This window comes from Vibrio tapetis subsp. tapetis (assembly GCF_900233005.1).
Taxonomy (GTDB): domain Bacteria; phylum Pseudomonadota; class Gammaproteobacteria; order Enterobacterales; family Vibrionaceae; genus Vibrio; species Vibrio tapetis.
Map to the genome: position 1 here is coordinate 2,997,773 of NZ_LT960611.1, position 20,814 is coordinate 3,018,586.

General features: G+C 44.4%; 22 protein-coding genes. 15 read left to right on the forward strand and 7 right to left on the reverse strand.

The genetic code is table 11. The features are described from left to right. Positions 1–40 precede the first annotated feature (40 nt). The 5 genes from VTAP4600_RS13390 (at position 41) to rraA (ending at position 4,246) form a co-directional block, all read left to right on the forward strand. Complete coding sequence (locus VTAP4600_RS13390) at positions 41–577, forward strand: SPOR domain-containing protein (RefSeq protein WP_102523247.1); 537 nt, start codon at positions 41–43, stop codon at positions 575–577. Between the two features lie 172 nt (positions 578–749). Continuing rightward, entirely contained in the window at positions 750–1,283 is a 534-nt protein-coding gene (hslV, locus tag VTAP4600_RS13395) for an ATP-dependent protease subunit HslV (protein WP_102523248.1), read from the forward strand. A gap of 14 nt (positions 1,284–1,297) precedes the next feature. Further along, positions 1,298–2,629 carry an ATP-dependent protease ATPase subunit HslU gene (gene hslU / locus VTAP4600_RS13400; RefSeq protein ID WP_102523249.1) on the forward strand — a complete coding sequence of 444 codons (1,332 nt, stop codon included), beginning with the start codon at positions 1,298–1,300 and terminating at the stop codon, positions 2,627–2,629. Positions 2,630–2,725: 96 nt separating this feature from the next. Next, positions 2,726–3,643: a 1,4-dihydroxy-2-naphthoate polyprenyltransferase gene (locus tag VTAP4600_RS13405; RefSeq protein WP_102523250.1), complete on the forward strand. Its 918-nt coding sequence runs from the start codon at positions 2,726–2,728 to the stop codon at positions 3,641–3,643. 75 nt (positions 3,644–3,718) lie between these two features. After that, complete coding sequence (gene rraA / locus VTAP4600_RS13410) at positions 3,719–4,246, forward strand: ribonuclease E activity regulator RraA (RefSeq protein WP_102523992.1); 528 nt, start codon at positions 3,719–3,721, stop codon at positions 4,244–4,246. Between the two features lie 181 nt (positions 4,247–4,427). On the opposite strand, the gene zapB is transcribed toward rraA, so the two are convergent. Then, positions 4,428–4,670 (reverse strand): cell division protein ZapB, encoded by a 243-nt coding sequence (zapB, locus tag VTAP4600_RS13415; protein ID WP_102523251.1) that lies wholly within the window; start codon positions 4,668–4,670, stop codon positions 4,428–4,430. Between the two features lie 290 nt (positions 4,671–4,960). On the opposite strand from zapB, the gene glpX reads away from it, so the two are divergent. The 3 genes from glpX (at position 4,961) to VTAP4600_RS13430 (ending at position 7,394) form a co-directional block, all read left to right on the forward strand. Further along, on the forward strand, positions 4,961–5,968 hold the full coding sequence (gene glpX / locus VTAP4600_RS13420) for a class II fructose-bisphosphatase (protein WP_102523252.1): 1,008 nt from the start codon (positions 4,961–4,963) through the stop codon (positions 5,966–5,968). A gap of 182 nt (positions 5,969–6,150) precedes the next feature. Then, the gene (locus VTAP4600_RS13425) at positions 6,151–6,768 is read left to right on the forward strand and encodes a helix-turn-helix transcriptional regulator (protein ID WP_102523253.1); all 618 of its coding nucleotides are present in this window, start codon (positions 6,151–6,153) and stop codon (positions 6,766–6,768) included. Positions 6,769–7,067: 299 nt separating this feature from the next. Next, positions 7,068–7,394: a DUF3135 domain-containing protein gene (locus tag VTAP4600_RS13430; protein WP_102523254.1), complete on the forward strand. Its 327-nt coding sequence runs from the start codon at positions 7,068–7,070 to the stop codon at positions 7,392–7,394. Between the two features lie 30 nt (positions 7,395–7,424). On the opposite strand, the gene VTAP4600_RS13435 is transcribed toward VTAP4600_RS13430, so the two are convergent. Next, positions 7,425–7,850, reverse strand: a complete 426-nt coding sequence (locus VTAP4600_RS13435) for a DUF805 domain-containing protein (protein ID WP_102523255.1) — start codon at positions 7,848–7,850, stop codon at positions 7,425–7,427. 21 nt (positions 7,851–7,871) lie between these two features. Further along, complete coding sequence (locus VTAP4600_RS13440) at positions 7,872–8,219, reverse strand: 5-carboxymethyl-2-hydroxymuconate Delta-isomerase (protein ID WP_102523256.1); 348 nt, start codon at positions 8,217–8,219, stop codon at positions 7,872–7,874. A gap of 308 nt (positions 8,220–8,527) precedes the next feature. Here VTAP4600_RS13440 and tpiA point away from each other — a divergent pair, with 308 nt between their 5' ends. Continuing rightward, positions 8,528–9,298: a triose-phosphate isomerase gene (gene tpiA, locus VTAP4600_RS13445; protein ID WP_102523257.1), complete on the forward strand. Its 771-nt coding sequence runs from the start codon at positions 8,528–8,530 to the stop codon at positions 9,296–9,298. Between the two features lie 176 nt (positions 9,299–9,474). On the opposite strand, the gene pfkA is transcribed toward tpiA, so the two are convergent. Together pfkA and fieF are read right to left on the reverse strand one after the other, a co-directional pair. Further along, positions 9,475–10,437, reverse strand: a complete 963-nt coding sequence (pfkA, locus tag VTAP4600_RS13450) for a 6-phosphofructokinase (RefSeq protein ID WP_102523258.1) — start codon at positions 10,435–10,437, stop codon at positions 9,475–9,477. 267 nt (positions 10,438–10,704) lie between these two features. Next, positions 10,705–11,613: a CDF family cation-efflux transporter FieF gene (gene fieF, locus VTAP4600_RS13455; protein WP_102523259.1), complete on the reverse strand. Its 909-nt coding sequence runs from the start codon at positions 11,611–11,613 to the stop codon at positions 10,705–10,707. Between the two features lie 235 nt (positions 11,614–11,848). Here fieF and VTAP4600_RS13460 point away from each other — a divergent pair, with 235 nt between their 5' ends. Further along, positions 11,849–13,486 carry a methyl-accepting chemotaxis protein gene (locus VTAP4600_RS13460; RefSeq protein ID WP_102523260.1) on the forward strand — a complete coding sequence of 546 codons (1,638 nt, stop codon included), beginning with the start codon at positions 11,849–11,851 and terminating at the stop codon, positions 13,484–13,486. 81 nt (positions 13,487–13,567) lie between these two features. On the opposite strand, the gene VTAP4600_RS13465 is transcribed toward VTAP4600_RS13460, so the two are convergent. After that, positions 13,568–14,080 (reverse strand): CpxP family protein, encoded by a 513-nt coding sequence (locus tag VTAP4600_RS13465; protein ID WP_102523261.1) that lies wholly within the window; start codon positions 14,078–14,080, stop codon positions 13,568–13,570. 169 nt (positions 14,081–14,249) lie between these two features. Between VTAP4600_RS13465 and VTAP4600_RS13470 the strand changes: the two genes are divergently transcribed. The 3 genes from VTAP4600_RS13470 (at position 14,250) to VTAP4600_RS13480 (ending at position 16,881) form a co-directional block, all read left to right on the forward strand. Beyond that, positions 14,250–14,939 (forward strand): response regulator, encoded by a 690-nt coding sequence (locus VTAP4600_RS13470; RefSeq protein ID WP_102523262.1) that lies wholly within the window; start codon positions 14,250–14,252, stop codon positions 14,937–14,939. After that, complete coding sequence (cpxA, locus tag VTAP4600_RS13475; protein ID WP_102523263.1) at positions 14,939–16,303, forward strand: envelope stress sensor histidine kinase CpxA; 1,365 nt, start codon at positions 14,939–14,941, stop codon at positions 16,301–16,303. The genes VTAP4600_RS13470 and cpxA overlap by 1 nt, the downstream gene beginning before the upstream one ends. 101 nt (positions 16,304–16,404) lie before the next feature. Next, positions 16,405–16,881, forward strand: a complete 477-nt coding sequence (locus tag VTAP4600_RS13480) for a tRNA (cytidine(34)-2'-O)-methyltransferase (RefSeq protein ID WP_102523264.1) — start codon at positions 16,405–16,407, stop codon at positions 16,879–16,881. Positions 16,882–17,008: 127 nt separating this feature from the next. On the opposite strand, the gene VTAP4600_RS13485 is transcribed toward VTAP4600_RS13480, so the two are convergent. Next, entirely contained in the window at positions 17,009–17,530 is a 522-nt protein-coding gene (locus VTAP4600_RS13485; RefSeq protein WP_102523265.1) for an FxsA family protein, read from the reverse strand. Between the two features lie 287 nt (positions 17,531–17,817). On the opposite strand from VTAP4600_RS13485, the gene aspA reads away from it, so the two are divergent. Together aspA and VTAP4600_RS13495 are read left to right on the forward strand one after the other, a co-directional pair. Then, positions 17,818–19,275 (forward strand): aspartate ammonia-lyase, encoded by a 1,458-nt coding sequence (gene aspA, locus VTAP4600_RS13490; RefSeq protein WP_102523266.1) that lies wholly within the window; start codon positions 17,818–17,820, stop codon positions 19,273–19,275. Positions 19,276–19,444: 169 nt separating this feature from the next. Beyond that, positions 19,445–20,752 carry an anaerobic C4-dicarboxylate transporter gene (locus tag VTAP4600_RS13495; protein ID WP_102523267.1) on the forward strand — a complete coding sequence of 436 codons (1,308 nt, stop codon included), beginning with the start codon at positions 19,445–19,447 and terminating at the stop codon, positions 20,750–20,752. Positions 20,753–20,814: the final 62 nt, after the last annotated feature.

Sequence of the window (20,814 nt, forward strand, 5' to 3'; positions counted from 1 at the left end):
CCATGTCAGGCGATTTTCCTTTAACGTAAGCTGTCATACTGTGGCCAACAAAGATTATGTAAGAAGAGGTCGAGGTCAAAAAAAGCCGACCCGTAAAACAACGACCAGAAAAAAACCATGGAAAGCAGGCTTTATTGCACTGCTGCTTCTTGGTGGATTTGGCTACGGCCTCTATCTATTGAGCCAAGATCCAGAGCCGCAACCTAAACCGGCAGCCCAAGTAAAGCCGGCGAAGAAAAAAGTCGCTAAGCCACTACCACCGCCTCCTGAAGAAAAATGGGAATTCGTGGAAAGCTTACCGAATAAAGAAGTCGAAGTGATCGCCAAAGAGCGAGTGGTGTCAGACATTCCCTACATCATGCAATGTGGCGCTTACAAAAATCAGCAACAAGCTGAAAATCGAAAGTTAGATATCGCTTTCCAAGGCATTAGCAGTAACGTTCGTAAAAAAGAAGGCAGTAGCTGGTATCGCGTGGTATTGGGGCCTTACCCCTATAAACGAGATGCAGAGCGTGATAAGCACAAATTGCAGCGCGCCAAAATCGAGCCCTGTGCCATTTGGAAAGAAACACAGTAATCTAGAAGCACTTTTCACACTGACCTTCCATACCCCAAGGGCGCTCTATGCGCCCTTGGCTATTTTTGTTCCAAATCAACATTAAGAGACTCATCCCTTCACTCCCCCTTGAAATGCACACAGATACCCTTATATATGTAATATCTCGCGAGCGAATAAAAAGGTTTATAACGTGACTACGATTGTATCTGTACGCCGAAATAATAAAGTTGTCATCGCCGGTGACGGTCAGGTCTCCCTGGGCAACACTGTAATGAAAGGCAACGCTAAAAAAGTGCGTCGTCTTTATAACAATCAAGTTCTAGCAGGTTTCGCTGGCAGCACTGCCGACGCATTTACGCTATTTGAGCGATTCGAAAGCAAACTGCAAATGCATCAAGGCCATTTAACCAAGGCCGCTGTTGAACTGGCAAAAGATTGGCGTAGCGATCGCGCTCTGCGCAAACTCGAAGCTTTGTTGGCCGTTGCCGATGAAACCGCTTCACTTATCATTACTGGCAACGGCGACGTCGTTCAACCAGAACATGACCTCATAGCTATCGGATCGGGCGGCAACTTTGCGCAAGCTGCAGCCACTGCTATGCTAGAAAACACAGAATTAGATGCTCGTGAAATCGCCGAAAAGTCACTGAAGATTGCTGGTGATATTTGCGTATTTACCAATCACCACCATACGGTGGAAGAGCTTGATATCACAGCTAAGTAACGAAAGGAATTATCATGTCTGAAATGACTCCTCGTGAAATTGTTCACGAACTGAACCGCCACATCATTGGTCAAGATAAAGCCAAACGAGCTGTTGCTATCGCTCTGCGTAATCGCTGGCGTCGAATGCAATTAGAAGAAAGCTTGCGTGTGGAAGTGTCACCAAAAAATATCCTAATGATTGGCCCTACCGGTGTCGGAAAAACTGAAATTGCTCGCAGGTTAGCTAAATTGGCTAATGCACCATTCATGAAAGTGGAAGCAACTAAATTTACCGAAGTGGGTTACGTTGGCAAAGAAGTTGAAACCATTATTCGTGATCTCACGGATGTTGCGATTAAAATGACTCACCAGCAAGCAATGGAAAAAGTAAAATTCCGCGCTGAAGAGCAAGCAGAAGAGCGAATCCTCGATGCCTTGCTGCCCCCGCCGCGTGAAGGCTGGAGCCAAAACGATACCGGTGAAGAAAAATCCAATACGCGCCAGATTTTCCGAAAAAAACTACGCGAAGGTAAGCTAGACGATAAAGACATCGAAATTGATGTTGCCGCACCGCAAATGGGTGTTGAGATCATGGCGCCTCCTGGCATGGAAGAAATGACGAATCAACTGCAAGGTATGTTCCAGAACCTTGCTGGCGACACAAAGAAAAGTCGCAAAATGAAAATCAAAGATGCTTTCAAAGCCCTTGCGGAAGAAGAAGCCGCTAAGTTGGTTAATCAAGAAGAACTGAAAGAGCAAGCCATCTTCAACGTAGAAAATAACGGCATTGTTTTCTTAGATGAGATAGACAAGATCTGTAAGCGCGGTGAAAGCTCCGGTCCTGATGTTTCTCGTGAAGGTGTACAGCGTGATTTGCTCCCTCTGATCGAAGGCAGCACAGTATCAACGAAGCATGGCATGGTTAAGACTGACCATATCTTGTTTATTGCTTCTGGCGCATTCCAAGTGGCTAGACCTTCCGATCTCATTCCTGAGCTACAAGGTCGTTTGCCTATTCGTGTTGAACTTGAAGCATTAACCAGTGACGATTTTAAACGCATTCTTACTGAACCAAAAGCCTCGCTTACTGAGCAATACCAAGCGCTAATGGCAACGGAAGAAGTAAGTGTATCTTTCTCCGAAGATGGCATTTCTCAAATTGCCGATGCGGCATGGCGTGTTAATGAAACCACTGAAAATATTGGTGCTCGTCGACTGCATACCGTAATGGAACGTTTGATGGAAGAAGTCTCATTTGATGCAAGCGAAAAACCAGGCTCAAGCATCGAAATTGATGCCACCTTCGTCAATGACAAGTTAGGTGAGTTTATTGAAGATGAAGACTTAAGCCGCTTTATCTTATAACCGTATGCCTCTAGCCCACTTCTGTGGGCTTTTTTATACCAATATCTATTGTGATTGATATACTGATTCATAACGTTATTAACGAAATGAATAAACATGAGAGAATCCCTAGCCATTTGGCTTGATGCCGCGAGACCAAAAACACTTCCCCTCGCTTTAGCTTCTATTGCAACCGGCAGTAGCATGGCCTTTTTAACTGGTCATTTTTCCCTCCCCGTCATGCTGTTAGCACTACTGACGGCGGTATTACTGCAAATTCTCTCCAATCTAGCCAACGATTACGGTGATGCCTTAAAAGGAACCGATAATGAAGAACGCATCGGTCCGACAAGAGCGATTCAGTCTGGGGCAGTATCCACTTCAGCAATGAAGCACGCCATCATTATTAATATCGCTCTGACGCTCATTTCCGGGCTAGCACTTATTTTATATTCTTTACAATCTCCAACCAGTATTGCTGCCTTTCTTGGATTAGGGCTTCTCGCCATTTTCAGCGCTATCGCTTATACCGTTGGTAATAAACCCTATGGGTACGTAGGTCTTGGCGATTTATCCGTGTTTATTTTCTTTGGCTTACTTGGCGTAGCCGGCACCTACTTTCTTCATACTGGCACCATCAGCAGCGATGTATTCCTACCCGCCATTGGTTGCGGATTGCTCGCGGTGGCTGTTCTTAATATCAATAACATGCGAGACATCGACAACGATAAAGCCTGTGGTAAGAAAACCGTCGCAGTTCGACTTGGTTCCAATAAAGCCAAGCTTTATCACGTCGCTCTGTTAATTGGAGGAATTCTACCTTTCATCGCCTATTTAGCCTTAGTTCAAACACCGCTTACTTTAGAGGCCGCAATGCTGGTGGCTGGCTTGCTGCTATTTAAACACGGTCGGGATGTTCTACTCGCCCGTCAACCAATAGAGTTAGCCCCTATGATGCCGGTCATTGTAAAGTGTGCGCTTATCACCAACTTACTGTTTGCAATCGTGGTTACTGGTCAAACTCTCGTCAGTTAATTGCGCCTTGTCATTGCAATGACTTACAGGCGTTATATACTCGAAGACAGACCTCTGAATTAGAAGATGATGCGTATGGAATACAACACCTCAGCCTTATGTGATATTTACTTAGACCAAGTTGATGTCGTCGAGCCAATGTTTAGTAACTTTGGTGGCAGTGCCTCATTTGCAGGCCAAATCACAACCGTTAAGTGCTTTGAAGATAATGGCTTGATTCGCTCTGTTCTCGAACAAGAGGGAACTGGACGCATTCTACTGATCGATGGTGGGGGTTCACTTCGTCGCGCATTGATTGATTCTGAGTTAGCGACACTTGCTGAAGAAAATGAGTGGGAAGGCCTGGTTGTTTATGGCTGCGTTCGTGAAGTCGACGATCTTGAAGACATGAATATCGGCATTCAAGCACTCGCTTCCATCCCTGTCGGCGCAGCGTCACAAGATATCGGTGAAATCGATGTCGCGGTTAATTTTGGTGGCGTTACCTTCCTACCAGAAGATTACATCTACGCAGACAATACTGGCATCATCCTGTCTCAAGAGCCTCTTGAAGCAGAAATGGAAGATGATACAGGCGAAGAAGAGTTCATTGACGAAGAGTAACGAACATTCTGACCAATTTAAAAAAAGACAGCTAAGGCTGTCTTTTTTGTTTCCGGTACTTTGGTTACCCGCATAAAAAAAGGAGCTAACGCTCCTTTCTAAAACAGGTAATAAGAAGATTAAGCGCAAGTATGATTAGGTTCCTCTAGGAGAAACGAATCGTAACCAGCTTAAGTTCTTATTACTCTACGTCGTCCATTTTGCCGAGTAGATTGCGGATACGCTCCTGCCATGCAGTGTGCTCTTCACGCATTTGCTGGTTTTGCTGCTCTAGCTCTTCGCTATTGCCTTTTAGGCCGTTTGCTTCTGTTGCTAGCGTTTCGTTACGCTCTTTCAGCTCTTCCACTTCCATTTGAAGTAGCGCGATCGTGTCAACGGCTGTTTGTACTTTTGCTTCTAATTGTTCTAAAACTTCTAATGACATCTTTGGCCACCTTAATTTGATTCAGTGTGCGTGAAGGATTTCACAAAATATAACTCATTCTACTGGTCATGCTGGCTAGACTCACGCTCAATATTTACCTTATTTGTTCATTTGGTTAAAAAAAGTGCGATTTGTGGCAAGTTTTGACATATCGGTGCCGTAAAACCGCTCTTACGCCTTTTGAACATTGACGTTATTCGTGGTTGAGGCAAAAAAGCAAACGTTTACTCTGAACTATGATAGAATCGCGCCGAATTTATTCTTACCCATTCATTAGTTCTGGAGTCAGCATGAAACGCGATTTAGCGATGGCATTTTCTCGTGTCACCGAGGGTGCCGCATTAGCAGGTTACAAGTGGTTAGGACGTGGCGATAAAAACGCAGCCGATGGCGCTGCCGTTGAAGTAATGCGCTGCCTACTTAACAAAACCGATATTAGCGGTGAAATCGTAATTGGCGAAGGCGAGATTGATGACGCTCCGATGCTCTACATCGGCGAGCAAGTTGGTGTTGGTGGTGATGCTGTAGATATCGCAGTTGACCCAATTGAAGGAACTCGCATGACGGCTATGGGCCAGTCAAACGCACTTGCTGTTCTTGCTGCAGGTGAAAAAGGCAGTTTCCTTAAAGCACCAGATATGTACATGGAAAAATTAGTGGTTGGCCCAGGTGCTAAAGGGGCAATCGACCTTGAAAAACCGCTAAAAGAGAATTTAGAAAATGTCGCTAAAGCGCTAGGAAAAACACTCGATACCCTAGTCGTTACTACGCTTGCTAAGCCACGTCACGATAAGGTAATTGCAGAGATGCAAGCCATGGGCGTTCGTGTCTTTGCAGTGCCAGATGGCGACGTTGCTGCGTCTATCTTAACTTGCATGCCAGACAGCGAAGTAGACATGATGTACTGCATCGGTGGCGCACCTGAAGGTGTGGTTTCTGCGGCGGTTATTCGCGCACTTGATGGTGACATGCATGGTCGTTTACTTCCTCGTCATGAAGTAAAAGAAGACTCTGCGGAAAACCGCGCTCACGGCGAGCTTGAATTAGCACGTTGTAAAGAGATGGGCGTAGAAGCCGGTGTTGTACTAGCGATGGGTGACATGGCTCGTAGCGACAACGTCGTTTTCTCTGCAACAGGCATCACGAAAGGTGATTTACTTGAAGGCATCACTCGCACTGGTGATATCGCCACGTCAGAAACCTTACTGATTCGTGGACGCTGCCGTACGATCCGTCGTATTAAATCGATTCACTACCTAGAGCGTAAAGACGACGAGATACGCGATTTCATTCTGTAATCCTATCTAGCCTCCTCTTTCAAAACGCAGCTTCGGCTGCGTTTTTTGTTTTGCTTTATGATTAATCCCGCTGCAAGAAGTCACATTAATAGGTTTCTTTTATCAATATCTCATGCTTTATCAATTATTTGCTTTATTAACTCGATACTCCATAATAGTAGGGCGATAAGGATAAGGTAACGATGAAAACAACTGACCGAATATTACATAAAATCAAACGTGAAGGTGCTGTCACAGCTAAGCATCTCGCGGAAGACTTTTCTATGACCACCATGGGAGCAAGACAGCACCTACAAAGCCTAGAAGACGACGGTTATTTGGATTTTCACGATGTCCGCGTAAAAGTCGGTCGACCGACTCGCCACTGGAACTTAACAGGCAAAGGTCATGCGTTTTTTAGTGATCGCCACGGCGATCTTACCGTGCATGTTCTAGACGCCGTTGAAGATATCTTTGGTGTGCAAGGCCTTTTACAAGTTGCCAATGAGCGTGAGAAAAAAACCTTCTCTCACTACCAAAATGCCATGATCGATTGTGAATCGACCCAAGACAAATTGCAGGTTCTCACCGCATTACGTGAAGGTGAGGGCTATATGGCTGAACTTACCCAGTCTGAACAAGGCTATCTCCTGATTGAAAACCACTGCCCTATTTGCAAAGCCGCCACACGCTGCCCAAGTTTATGCCAGTCGGAGTTAAATATATTCCGCAAGCTGTTAGGTGAAACAGTCTCTGTTGAGCGTTCCGAGCATATTATTGACGGCCAGCGACGCTGTAGCTACTTAATTCAAGATTGCTAATACCGCACAGTAATACCACTTCGCCTAGTTCATCATAAGTTCTTCACCAGAAAATACGCATTTCTTCTTTTATTTGTTTACATCAAAATACGACAATAGATGCGGCATTGATTGTTCCTAATCATCTGTTCTTACTATATTTATCTATTTAAAAGCTCAATCCTTAGCATTTACAGCTCATACATGGATCTCACTGGTGCATATCTCAACATTGAGACTGCTCAAATATTGTTCGTTATTTAGTTTAAAATTGTCGTATGCTGAACATGTAAACGAAATGTAAACAATAGGAGAGTGGTATGGACCGTGCTCAAATTGACCAAACATTACCGCCATTTGATGAGCTTGTGGCGCTGGCTGAAAATGACCCAGCCGCGTTTGAAGAATACCGACGTCAGATGTGTGAAGAGATGATTACTTGTGCCTCGCAAGAGATGCAACCACGGTTGTGGGCTCAGCAAAGCCACATTGAACGAGTGATCACCAAGTGCAAAAATCCGGTACATACCAATGTGACGCTAATGAATGAATTATCGGTTCAAATGGGAAAATTTAGAGACGCTCTTGATGGCGATAATGACGCACAACCCACGGCACAAATACTGCCTTTTACTGCGCGCCAATAATTAAATGGACTTCATATTTCGGGTGCTAGTTTAAGATTGCGGTTTTCCATACCGGTTTTCCGCATCATCCCCTTTCAACAGGCCGCACTCAATAAACAACCACGCGCCACACGCTAATGCCGCCAAAGAGGCCACCGTTTGAATCATGGTCGGTTGAGCCACCATATCCGCCCCACCAACAGGCACAAACATACGGCCTAATATGAGCGGAATGTTTAACAGAAGAAACCAGTTAGATTTGTTTCTATCGTGCCAACGTTTTGCGGTAATCGCCAAGTCAGGCAACATCAAGAATGCCAGAAATGCCACACTGATGATTCCAGCTTGCGCGGGGAATAACACATTGATGCCCATGGTAAAGCCCATAATGGCAATGTAATAACACGCATTCCAAATCCAGAATACTTTACGGCCAACTCGGCCTTGAAATGAAAATAATAACTGCTTGATCGACATCTTACTGAAACTACCTTTTACTCAATTAAGAACTTTTTGAAAACACGATTTATCCATGTCTCTGATATTCACAGTTAAACTATGCACCGACATGGCCTGTTGTTGCAACACCGTAATCAATTGACGCGACAGCGCTCTTTTCTGCTCTTCACTTCGCCCAGAAAGTAATTCGAAACTAATATGGATAAAATCGACGCTGTCACCCTGATCACCCACAATCCAATGATGGCAGCGTAATGCGCGCGATTTGATCGAGTCAACATCAAACAGGCCACTCTCAACGGCAGCCTGATGTAAATCTTCCAATAGCCCCTGCACATTAACGCGCTGTTCCACTGAGTTCGAATATTCCATCACCAAATTGGGCATGCTACTTTCCTTGAATGATAAACCTCGCGCCATCGAGTCACGAGTGTTGAAATCTAGCTAACATACCTCAATTCATCACATTCGAAACCATGCTCTCGTGTTTTGGCGATCTGGATCACCTGCGACGTTTAAGCAAATAAAAACCCAATTGAAAGCAATGCAACAAATTTTGTTGCAACTCATCTGATCATTTCAGAAGAACGATGAAAGTAATGACACGAGTCATGTATTTGCCTTATTAATCTGTTATATTCTTTCGCCATAACGGAAGTTTTTTACATTAATCGACTTAAATTGGAGAGATCCTTATGCGTCATCCTGTAGTTATGGGTAACTGGAAACTGAACGGCAGCAAAGAAATGGTTACTGAGCTGTTAAATGGACTTAACGCTGAGCTTGAAGGCGTGAAAGGTGTGGACGTAGCAGTTGCTCCACCAGCACTTTACATCGACCTAGCTGAGCGCACTTTGACTGACGCGGGTAGCGCAATCATCCTTGGTGCTCAAAACACTGATGTAAACAACAAAGGTGCTTTCACTGGCGACATGTCTCCAGAAATGCTGAAAGACTTCGGTGCTACACACATCATCATCGGTCACTCTGAGCGTCGTGAATACCACGCTGAGTCTGACGAGTTCGTTGCTAAGAAATTCGCTTTCCTAAAAGAAAACGGCCTAACTCCTGTTCTATGTATCGGTGAGTCTGAAGCACAAAACGAAGCTGGCGAAACAGTAGCAGTATGTGCACGTCAACTTGACGCTGTAATCAAGACTCAAGGTGCTGAAGCTCTTAACGGCGCAATCATCGCGTACGAACCAATCTGGGCTATCGGTACTGGTAAAGCAGCAACAGCTGATGATGCACAACGCATCCACGCCGCTATCCGTGCTCACATTGCCGATCAAGATGCAGAAGTTGCTAAGAACGTTGTCATCCAATACGGCGGTTCTGTTAAGCCAGAAAATGCAGCAGCTTACTTCGCACAACCAGACATCGATGGTGCTCTAGTTGGCGGTGCAGCTCTAGACGCGAAAAGCTTTGCAGCTATCGCTAAAGCAGCAGCAGAAGCTAAAGCGTAATTTCACGCTTACCTGATTAATGAAGACCAGCCGAAAGGCTGGTCTTTTTTTTTGGGAAAAAGAAAAAGACGGAAAACGGAAACAGATGGCGCTTTGGGTTAATACATTTGTACTGGCATAAAAAAACCGCTGAACATCAGCGGCTTCTATCTCTAACTTACAATCGTTGATTTGGCTTAGAAAAGCTCTTCAGCAACTTTGTATAGGTCATTACGTACTGGACGTTTCATGTTCTCGATAGCATCAATGATGTCATGGTGAACAAGTTGCTCTTTCTGAATACCGACACAGCGACCACCGTGACCTTCTTGTAGAAGGTGTACAGCGTAGTTACCCATGCGAGAAGCGAGAACACGGTCAAACGCTGTTGGACGACCACCACGTTGAATGTGACCAAGAACCGTAGCACGAGTCTCACGACCGGTTGCTTCTTCGATATCTTTTGCTAGCTCGTTTGCATCCATCATTAGCTCAGTAAGCGCAATAATTGCGTGTTTCTTACCTTTGGTGATGCCTTCTTCGATGCTTGCAATCAACTCATCTTTGTTCAAGCCATTTTCAGGCGTGATGATGTACTCACAACCACCTGCAATCGCAGACATTAGTGTCAAATCACCACAGTGACGACCCATGATCTCTACAATAGAAATACGTTGATGTGAAGATGATGTATCACGTAAACGGTCAATCGCATCAATAACGGTGTTCAATGCTGTTAAGTAACCGATCGTGTAATCTGTACCTGCAATGTCATTATCGATTGTGCCAGGAAGTCCGATACATGGGTAACCCATCTCAGTTAACTTCTTCGCACCCATGTATGAACCATCACCACCGATAACCACAAGGGCATCGATACCGTGTTTCTGCAAGTTCTCAATGGCTTTTTCGCGCACTTCCACTTCTTTAAACTCAGGGAAACGTGCAGAACCTAGGAAAGTACCGCCTTTATTAATCACATCAGAAACACTAGAGCGATCCAGTTTTTCAATACGACCTTCATACAGACCTAAGTAACCATCATATACACCAAATACTTCAAGGCCTTGAGTAAGTGCTGTGCGAACCACACCACGTACTGCTGCATTCATACCTGGGGCATCGCCGCCACTTGTTAAAACACCGATCTTCTTAATCATGCTCACCCTCTGATCTCTGGGAATCTTAATTATTAATTCTAGCTGCCATCACTGGCGAAATCTTTTGCTTATTAACGCCGTGTTACAATTACATAATGAACAGTAAGCACGACGTATTTATGAAATTTTTTTACTTATGAAAGAGTATTACAACTATGCTAACAAACTTTGTTGATTCATATCACTAACAAATGGAGTTTATGTCATTTTAACAAAAGATGGTTAACTCTTTACCATTTATCTCAATTATTGGTGCTTTATTACGAACTACCAGTCACTTTGCTTCTGTTCTTTTTCAGTATTTAACACCACAGACAGTGGATCCTGGTGAATCAACACATCAGCCTGATCAAAATGATCCATCAAAATCACCTCAACCTGATCAGAAATACGATGAGCTTCGATCAAAGGAATCGTATCTTCAAGCTCGAGATGCAACTGAATAAAACGTACAGGGCCAGACATTCTCGTTCTCAATTGATGTACTCCGAGTACCCCGTCCACTGACAAAGAGAGCTCTTTAATTTTCGTTAGCTCTTCTTCCGGCAACTGCCTGTCCAACAATGACTGAATCGCCTCAGTGACCATTTTGTACGCGCTATAAAGAATAAATACCCCAATACCTATAGCAAAGACCGCATCCGCTTGACCAATCCCATACCAACTCAAGCCTAACGCAACCATAATGGCAACATTCATATAAAGGTCAGATTGGTAATGAAGTGAATCAGCGGCGATCGCTTGGCTGCCCGTTTTTCTAACTACGTGCTTTTGAAACGTCACTAACGCGCCGGTCAATACAATAGCGAACGCACTAACATAGATTCCGAGTTCAGGAGAATGCAGTTCATGAGGGCGGAAAAAGCGATCGATACCGTTCAATATCAAGAAGCAAGCGGATCCAGAAATAAACATCGCCTGTGCCAAAGCGGCTAACGATTCAGCTTTTCCGTGACCAAACGTATGCTCTTTATCCGCCGGTTGTAAGGCATAACGTAAAGCCAATAAGTTCACACCAGATGCTGCAATATCTAAAATAGAATCAATTAGCGATGCCAACAAACTCACTGAGCCCGTCACCCACCAAGCCATTACTTTCACTATTAACAAAATAGTTGCAACGGCTGTTGCTAGCCAAGCGGCCAATGTTACTAAGCGAGCATAAGAAGAATTCATAACGTCATAAGTTTCTAAAATTTGCAGTCATTATAACCCAAATCTTAGCGTATTTTATAGTCACGTGCGCAACAGGGCTTTAAGCGAAGCCAGCTCTAAAGGCATGCCTACTGGTAAAAATTTCACGAAATAGCACGCACTTCAAACTTGCCCGCTATAAGCCTTTATTTTCATATTGAATATTATATTTATAAGATACACTGCCAAGATCAAAAAATGAAAGAGTGTGCATATTATGTTCGTTAGTAATTTAAGCTTAAAATATAAGATCGCGCTGCCTGTCGCGCTGATCATTTCTCTATTTGCTGTCACGTTTACAGCGGCGATCATCGCTTTCAACAAACAGGCCAATTACAACCTAGACTACAGCGAACACATCAAACCGGTTCAACTCGCTCTAGACGACGCCTATCGCGATCTTTATCAGGCTGAAGTGGCCGTTTTAGGTTTAGCGAATACCACATCAGAAGACAAAGTAGCCAATTACATTGCCCTTTATAGAGACGAAACCAAAAAAACGTACAAGCGCATCGCTACCGCACAAATGGCAATCGATCGCGGATTCCTTGAGGCCTCTCATCAGACAAACCTTGATACTGCGCTCACGTTATTTAACCAATGGACAGCGTTGAATGAAAAAATTGTCACGAACCCGGCTCAGGCCAACAATACGCACCAAAAAATGAGCGACGACTTGCATCGAACATTCACACCCTTGGTGAAAAACCTAAAAACCATCAAAGACCAAATGGATGAAAATGCAAAAGCCTTAGAGGTACTGAAAATTAATGCTATTGACGATGCGAAAACCACAATGGAAGTCGGCGGTACATTAGCATTAGTCATTGCAGCAGCATTAACCATGCTATTAACTAAAAGCATCATGACACCAATCCGACGAATCAACGCGGTAATGGAAGATATTGCCAATGGTGACGGAGACCTCACAGCCCGGTTACCGATAGAGAGCAAAGATGAACTCGGCCAACTCGCAAGCACATTCAATCTGTTTACACAAAAAATCCAACACACGATCAGTGATGTGATCTCTGCATCCACGACCGTGCGTCTTGAAATGGACAAGTTCAATCAAATTACTCATCAGGTAATGGTAAAAGCCCAGAGCCAACAACATGAAAGCGATGCCGTTGCAACGGCGGTTAACGAACTCAGTGCCACCAGCGCCTTGGTCAGCGACAACGCAAATTCAGCATCCGAATCTAGCCAGCAAGCGAGTGGCGAAGCTGGGACCACCGATACGCTCATTCAACACACCATTGAATCTATTTCAGAGCAAGCTAATGAGCTTCAACAAGCATCGAACGTAGTGAACTCACTCGAAAATGACGTGACTAATATCGCTTCTATCTTAGATGTTATACGAGGGGTCGCGGAACAAACCAATTTATTGGCACTCAATGCGGCCATTGAAGCAGCACGAGCAGGTGAACAAGGCCGAGGTTTTGCGGTAGTAGCCGACGAGGTAAGAGCACTCGCCAGTAAAACACAACATAGTGCTGGCGAAATACAAAGCATGATTGAAAAGCTTCAAGTCGGCTCTCAGCAAGCAGTAAAAGTGATGGCGATTAGCCAAACCAACAGTGCTGAAATGGAAACTCAAGCTCAGGAAGTCGGCCTGTCACTGCAAACGATCATGGGTTCAATCACCACAATGAATGAGCTCAATATGCATATTGCTAGCGCGGCAGACGAACAACGCAGTGTGAGTGAAGACGTGAATAGTAACATTCAGTCTATTGCTGAAAGCAGCCACCAAATGGTAGGACTGGTCGCCAATGCGGAAACCGCCTATCACTCTTTATCTGAACAGTGTGAACGATTAGACCAACTGGTAGGGCAATTTAAAGTCTAGTGAGTAACACAAGGTGAGATCATAAATAAAAACAAGCGGCTTAATAAGCCGCTTGTTTATTACTTCGTTGTACTTTCTCGCTTACGAATCAGATTTACGATCTTGACGCTCTTCAAATCGTTCTTGGCAATCTTGCATACGCTCTGCTTGTAGCTCTTTAAACTTAGCTTTTTGCTCTGCGGTTAAAATGCTCATCGCTTTATGCTGCTTCTCTAACATGCTTACACGACGTTCAGCTTGTTTAGTGACCATTTCGTTTGCCAGCGTTTGCGCAGCTTGCTCATCAAAGGTATCCGCTAAAACAAGATCTTGTACTTTTTGTTGATGGGCTTGCATGTTGGCAAACATTTCTGAATTCTTACCTTTGCCCGCTTCACGACCTTGCTGGCGAAGTTCTTTAAACTGCTCTTTCTGATCGTCAGTTAAATCTAGTTGGCGCATTACTCGTTTATCCATACCACCACATTTTTTAGCGAAGTGGTTGCCGCCTTTGTGGTCGCCTCCTTTACCGCCACCGAAAGCAAATGCGCTTGCAGAACCGAAAGCAATAGGAAGTACAGCAGCTGCGATGACCATTTTTTTAGCTAGTTTCATAATCTTTTCCTCAGAAGTTTGATATCGACCTGCTGTCTTTACAGCGGTTGAGTATAGATTACGACTTTCAATGTAAAGTGGTGTTTAGGAATCGTAAAGATACGTAAAGAGCCCTAGAGCAGCGTTCTTTTATGAGTATTATTAATAATAGAAACGAGAAGAGGCGATTATGGCAAATATCCTATTGGTTGATGATGATGTAGAACTCACCAGCTTATTAAAAGACATTCTTAGTTATGAAGGTTTCAATGTTATGGAAGCCAATGACGGCATTGCCGGACTGGCCGCCGTCAATAATGACACCGACCTTATCTTACTTGATAACATGATGCCGAGAATGAACGGCATGGAAATGCTAAAAAAGCTGCGCGAAGATTGGCAAACTCCCGTACTCATGTTGACGGCTAAAGGCGAAGAAATCGATCGCGTTATAGGGCTAGAACTGGGAGCGGATGATTATTTGCCTAAGCCTTTTTCAGACCGAGAACTGCTGGCTCGTATACGCGCCATACTGCGCCGTACCCAGTCGATAACAGAATCAGACAAACAAACTGACCGCTTAAGCTACCAAGAAATTGTACTTTATCCAGGTAAACAAGAAGCGTACTACGCAGAAAATTTACTTGACCTCACCACCACAGAATTCGCTCTTCTGAGCCACTTCGTTGCTCACCCTGGCGAGATCATTACTAAAGAGAATCTCAGTTTAGATGTATTAGGTAAACGCCTTGCACCTTTCGATCGAGCTATTGATATGCATGTCTCCAACTTGAGAAAAAAATTGCCGCTTCGTAGTGATGACAAACCTCGTATCAAAACGTTAAGAGGCCGTGGTTATTTGTTAGTTGAGGGTGGCTAATGAAACTCCCAACGATATCTAGCTTATATGGGCGAATCTTCGCTATCTTTTGGTTTACCATGTTGCTGGTATTGTTCGCAGTGCTCGCTGTTCCACATTTAGATCCAAGGCAATCTCATCAAATAACTAAAGATCACCTACAGCGAATTGAAAAGATAACTAAAATCGTTGAACGACGTTATGGCGATGCCCCTAACCTAACCAGAACGCTTCAACAAATGAAAGAGCACAACAAGCACAAGCCTGGGCCAGAGTTCTACCTGACCGATTTGGAAGGTAATCTCATTACCCAAGAAAGAGGAAGGCAAAAACGCTACGTGCAAAACTTTATCTCTGACATCGACTTAACCAGCCAGCCCAAACAGAAGCTGTATGGCCGTATCATGTTAGCCGGGCCATTTCCTATCAAAATCGCCAAACAAGACTTACTGCTGTTTAGCGCCATCAAGTGGAACCAGCCCCCTTCTTTTTTAATTAAGCTTTTTGACCGACCATTCCAACTATTGTTGGTTGTAATGGCCGTTTCCACCCCACTGCTACTTTGGCTCGCTTGGGCTCTGAGTCAACCTGCACGCCGTTTAGAACAAGCCGCACAGCGAGTCGCAAAAGGCGAGTTTGTTGTTGATCCTAACCTTGAAAAAGGCCCCAGTGAATTTCGTCAAGCGGGTGCAAGTTTCAACCAAATGGTGCTGGCGGTAAATCAAATGATTTCGGGTCAACAGCGGCTACTATCCGACATTTCACATGAGCTCCGCTCACCATTAACACGTCTACGTATGGCTAATGCCTTAGCCACACGAAAACAAGGCAGCAGTAGTGAATTACAACGTATCGACACCGAAGCCGAACGTTTAGAGCAAATGATTAGCGAGCTTTTAAAACTGTCTCGAATGCAAGTCAACAGTCATCAAGAAAGGGAAACCCTCAGCGCACAAGCCCTATGGGGAGCATTGCTAGACGATGCGCAATTTGAAGCCGAGCAATGCAATAAAACACTGCAATACCAAGCTGTGCCTAATTGCCAGATTAGCGGCAACCCTAGCCTGCTAATGAGTGCGCTTGAGAATATTGTCCGTAATGCCATTCATTACAGCCAGCATTCGATTCAAATCAGCTTCAACCATACATCAGATAACATCACCATTGTTGTTGAAGATGATGGAAATGGTGTTCCGGAAGAAGAGCTTATCGACATATTTAGGCCATTTTATCGAGTATCGACCGCTCGAGACCGCCACTCTGGCGGCGCGGGACTGGGGCTTGCCATTACCGAAAGCGCTATTCGCCAGCATAATGGGCAAATTGTTGCGAGCAAGAGTCAACTCGGCGGCTTACAAGTGTCGATCACACTACCCACCACCTAAACCCTATTTTATCTGCCCCGCTAGCGCGAGTTTTCACCTTGCTTGCGCTCGGGGTTTGCTCCTATACTGACCGCACTTTCCCAACCAGATATGACATTCTCATGCTTGATATTGCTTTATTCGAACCAGAAATCGCACCCAATACAGGTAACATTATCCGCCTTAGTGCCAACTGCGGAGCAAACTTGCATCTTATTGAACCGCTAGGGTTTGATTTGGAAGAGAAGAAACTACGTAGAGCGGGTTTGGATTATCACGACCTTACTCACGTAAAACGCCACAAAGATTTTGCTGCGTTTGTTGATTATTTAGAACAACGAGACGGTGATTACCGCTTGTTTGCCTGCACCACCAAAACAACAGGCCATCATGTGGATGCTAAGTATCAAGAAGGCGATGTTTTACTGTTTGGCCCAGAAACCAGAGGCTTACCTGCAGACTTCATCGAAAGCCTTCCAATGGAACAGCGCATTCGCATCCCAATGATGCCTGATAGCCGCAGCTTAAACCTATCTAATGCGGTTGCCATCATTGCATTCGAAGCATGGCGTCAACTCGGATTTAAAGACGCCGTCTAGTTATAGACCAAAATTCACTGCGATCACAAAAATACAGAAACGGGTTACACACTAAGAATACAAAAAAAGCAGCCTCATCAATGGGCTGCTTTTTCGTTCTAGTGAACACGGTGAACTCTGTATTCTTTTAATTTAGACGATTTCTGTCGTTGTCATCGTCGTCTTTTTTCTGGTATTCACCTTCAAACGTATCACCCTCTTTATAGTTATCTTGACGATTAAACGGATCTTGTTCAAAAGGGTTGCCTTGCTGAAAGTGACTGTGAGACTGAAAACCACCCGCAGCCATGTTGTTTACTTTCACTTTGCTCATTAACTGCTTAGCAAGCCATGCACGTGGCGCTGGAAGTAAAACTGTCATGCCAAATACATCAGTCATGAATCCAGGAGTAAGCAGCAGGACTCCGGCAACCGCTAGCATCACGCCCTCAACAATTTGTTGAGCAGGCAACTCACCTTGCTGTAAACGGCTTTGCACAGACATCAGAGTTTGCAAACCTTGGCTGCGCACCAACGTGGCACCAAAAAATGCTGTAATAATCACTAGGCCAATGGTCGGCCACATACCTAAAACGCCACCGACTTGAATAAACAAACTGATTTCAATAATGGGTACGGCGATAAATAGTAATAATAGAATCGGGAACACGAGTCCTCCTTAGGTCATTGTAACCAGTGTATTGCTTTGCCCTTCAAACAACAAATTTTCGCCTTAAAAAAACGCGATGTGATCGTGTTTTGATTATCATGCAAATATTCACAAAATAAACTCAAAAAGGTGATCTAGCTACTATTTTTATGCCTCCAGTTCGTTATGATGAGCACCAGAAGTCAGGAGAGATTTTACCAGCCAAAAACTCTGACGAATGGATTCTTAAAAACAGAACTGGCTAATAATACTATTTATTATCAGAATAATATTCTAAGGATCCCAGTATGACTAAGACTCAAGATCTTAATCAAACTTCTCTAAATACTGCGACTCGCGTCGAAGAAGATCTACTAGGCCAACGTCACGTTCCCGCTGATGCGTATTACGGTATTCATACCCTACGCGCTATTGAAAACTTCAATATCTCCAACAGCACCATCTCTGATGTACCCGATTTCGTTCGCGGTATGGTCATGACGAAAAAAGCCGCAGCTCTAGCAAACAACGAACTCGGTGTACTGCCTAAAGACGTTGCTAAATACATCGTAGAAGCTTGTGATCTGATCCTAGATACAGGAAAGTGCATGGATCAATTCCCGTCAGATGTATTCCAAGGCGGCGCAGGCACTTCTGTAAACATGAATACCAATGAAGTGATCGCCAACGTTGCCCTTGAATTAATGGGTAAGGCAAAAGGCGAGTACGACTTCATTAATCCAAATGATCACGTCAATAAGAGCCAGTCGACTAACTGTGCTTACCCTACGGGTTTCCGTATTGCCGTTCACATTAGCCTTAGCAAGCTAATCGAAGCGATTGAATACCTTAAAGGTGCATTCGAACTCAAAGAACAAGAATTCGCGACAGTTTTAAAGATGGGCCGAACCCAGCTTCAAGACGCTGTTCCTATGACGGTAGGTCAAGAGTTCCGAGCATGGAAGGTTACGTTCAACGAAGAAGTTCGTAATTTAGAATACACAGCGAAATTACTGCTAGAAGTTAACCTTGGCGCAACCGCTATTGGTACCGGACTAAATGCCGCTGAAGGCTATCAACAACTTGCCGTTAAACATTTAACTCAAGTAACAGGCCTAGAGTGTGTGCCAGCTGAAGATTTAATCGAAGCAACCTCAGACTGTGGTGCTTACGTAATGGTTCACGGCGCACTTAAACGCCTTGCGGTTAAAATGTCGAAAATCTGTAACGACTTACGTCTGCTTTCATCGGGTCCACGCGCTGGCCTAAATGAGCTGAACTTACCTGAGCTTCAAGCGGGTTCTTCAATCATGCCGGCAAAAGTAAACCCTGTCGTTCCTGAAGTCGTTAACCAAGTGTGCTTTAAAGTTCTAGGCAACGACAATACTATCTCGTTTGCCGCAGAAGGTGGCCAATTACAACTGAATGTAATGGAACCTGTTATCGCACAAAGCATGTTTGAATCGATGACGATTCTTACTAATGCTTGTATTAACCTGCGTGACAAGTGCATCGACGGCATCACAGTAAACAAAGAAGTCTGTGAAGCGCACGTCTTCAACTCTATCGGTATTGTTACTTATCTTAATCCTTACATTGGCCACCACGAAGGTGACATCGTAGGTAAGATTTGTGCTGAAACAGGTAAAAGCGTTCGTGAAGTAGTACTTGAACGCGGCCTACTCACAGAAGAAGAGTTAGACGATATTTTCTCTGTTGAAAACCTAATGCATCCAAAATATAAAGCAAAACGCTACGAAGCATAGTCTGTTGATCAGGGTCCAATCGAATTGGGCCCTTTTTTAGATTCTTATTTGGCGTTAAACCTTTACCTTTCATTTATACCGCCTAGAATCTATCCAAATTTCGAGATGGGAGCCTCAGCGCTGTCATTTCAACAAGAATTAAAATCAAAATGTAGAAGACGAGGTAATTATGGTATTTGTTGAACTGTTTGTTGTTCTGCTCTTTATATTTTTAGGAGCCAGAATTGGCGGCATAGGTATTGGGTTTGCCGGTGGTGCTGGTGTTATCGCACTGTCTTTAATTATGGGCGTTCCGACTAGCCAAGCGTTTATTCCTGTCGATGTTATTCTGATCATTATGTCTGTGATCACGGCAATTGCTGCGATGCAAGTTGCAGGTGGTATGGATTGGTTAGTACAAATCGCCGAAAACTTTTTACGAAAGCACCCTGAACGTATTACGTTTTATGCTCCAATTGTCACCTTCTTTATGACCTTATTAGCCGGTACTGGGCACACTGCCTTTTCAACACTACCCGTTATTGCAGAAGTAGCAAAAGGCCAAGGTGTTCGTCCTTCTCGCCCTCGTTCTATTGCGGTTGTTGCTTCGCAAATCGCCATTACTGCTTCGCCTATCTCAGCGGCCGTTGTTGCTTTTGCTGCCATGCTTGCCCCATTTGGCGTTGACTACATCACCTTACTTGCTGTTTGTATCCCAACCACGTTTATCGCTTGTATGATAGGTGCGTTTGTCGCGAACTTCATGGGTGGCGAGCTTAAGGATGATCCAATCTATCAAGAACGTTTAGCGCAAGGTCTTATTAAATTAAACACTGACGAAAAGCGCGAGATTTTGCCTACCGCAAAACGGGCAACGTTTATCTTCATTGCCGCGATCATTTTTGTGGTTTGTTACGCAGCGGCGATTTCAGGTTCTGTTGGCCTTATTGAAAACCCAGCACTTGGCCGAAATGAAGCCATTATGTCGGTTATGTTAGCGGCAGCGGCGGCCATCGTATTGTTCACTAAAATCGATGCGGCAAAAATCCCAACAGCGGCAACTTTCCGCTCTGGTATGACAGCCTGTGTTTGTGTTCTTGGTGTTGCATGGCTTGGCTCAACCTTTGTTAACGCTCATGTAGACAGTATTAAAGATGTCGCGGGCGCACTATTGGCTGATTACCCATGGATGTTAGCGCTGGTATTGTTCTTCGCATCAATGCTGCTCTATTCACAAGGCGCTACAACCGTCGCTCTTATGCCTGCAGCACTAGCGATCGGTGTTGCACCGTTAACGGCGGTAGCATCTTTTGCCGCAGTAAGTGCCCTGTTCGTTCTACCGACTTACCCAACATTACTAGCAGCAGTAGAAATGGATGACACTGGTTCAACTCGCATAGGTAAGTACGTGTTTAACCACCCGTTCTTTATTCCAGGTGTCGTCACCATCGCTTCTTCCGTTACGCTAGGCTTTATTTTTGGCGGCATGGTTCTTTAATCGCTATCAGCCTTAGCGAATACCGGCTTAGGTGCTGGCATTAATAAAAGGGAGCTTCGGCT

Bases quoted from the DNA above. Each gene is read 5' to 3' on its own strand.
- aspA (WP_102523266.1), top strand. From the start codon at position 17,818: ATGACTAAGACTCAAGATCTTAATCAAACTTCTCTAAATACTGCGACT.
- VTAP4600_RS13460 (WP_102523260.1), top strand. From the start codon at position 11,849: ATGTTCGTTAGTAATTTAAGCTTAAAATATAAGATCGCGCTGCCTGTC.
- VTAP4600_RS13405 (WP_102523250.1), top strand. From the start codon at position 2,726: ATGAGAGAATCCCTAGCCATTTGGCTTGATGCCGCGAGACCAAAAACA.
- VTAP4600_RS13440 (WP_102523256.1), bottom strand. From the start codon at position 8,219: ATGCCCAATTTGGTGATGGAATATTCGAACTCAGTGGAACAGCGCGTT.
- pfkA (WP_102523258.1), bottom strand. From the start codon at position 10,437: ATGATTAAGAAGATCGGTGTTTTAACAAGTGGCGGCGATGCCCCAGGT.
- VTAP4600_RS13430 (WP_102523254.1), top strand. From the start codon at position 7,068: ATGGACCGTGCTCAAATTGACCAAACATTACCGCCATTTGATGAGCTT.
- VTAP4600_RS13495 (WP_102523267.1), top strand. From the start codon at position 19,445: ATGGTATTTGTTGAACTGTTTGTTGTTCTGCTCTTTATATTTTTAGGA.
- fieF (WP_102523259.1), bottom strand. From the start codon at position 11,613: ATGAATTCTTCTTATGCTCGCTTAGTAACATTGGCCGCTTGGCTAGCA.
- VTAP4600_RS13480 (WP_102523264.1), top strand. From the start codon at position 16,405: ATGCTTGATATTGCTTTATTCGAACCAGAAATCGCACCCAATACAGGT.
- VTAP4600_RS13465 (WP_102523261.1), bottom strand. From the start codon at position 14,080: ATGAAACTAGCTAAAAAAATGGTCATCGCAGCTGCTGTACTTCCTATT.
- tpiA (WP_102523257.1), top strand. From the start codon at position 8,528: ATGCGTCATCCTGTAGTTATGGGTAACTGGAAACTGAACGGCAGCAAA.
- glpX (WP_102523252.1), top strand. From the start codon at position 4,961: ATGAAACGCGATTTAGCGATGGCATTTTCTCGTGTCACCGAGGGTGCC.
- VTAP4600_RS13435 (WP_102523255.1), bottom strand. From the start codon at position 7,850: ATGTCGATCAAGCAGTTATTATTTTCATTTCAAGGCCGAGTTGGCCGT.
- VTAP4600_RS13470 (WP_102523262.1), top strand. From the start codon at position 14,250: ATGGCAAATATCCTATTGGTTGATGATGATGTAGAACTCACCAGCTTA.
- VTAP4600_RS13425 (WP_102523253.1), top strand. From the start codon at position 6,151: ATGAAAACAACTGACCGAATATTACATAAAATCAAACGTGAAGGTGCT.
- zapB (WP_102523251.1), bottom strand. From the start codon at position 4,670: ATGTCATTAGAAGTTTTAGAACAATTAGAAGCAAAAGTACAAACAGCC.
- cpxA (WP_102523263.1), top strand. From the start codon at position 14,939: ATGAAACTCCCAACGATATCTAGCTTATATGGGCGAATCTTCGCTATC.
- rraA (WP_102523992.1), top strand. From the start codon at position 3,719: ATGGAATACAACACCTCAGCCTTATGTGATATTTACTTAGACCAAGTT.
- hslU (WP_102523249.1), top strand. From the start codon at position 1,298: ATGTCTGAAATGACTCCTCGTGAAATTGTTCACGAACTGAACCGCCAC.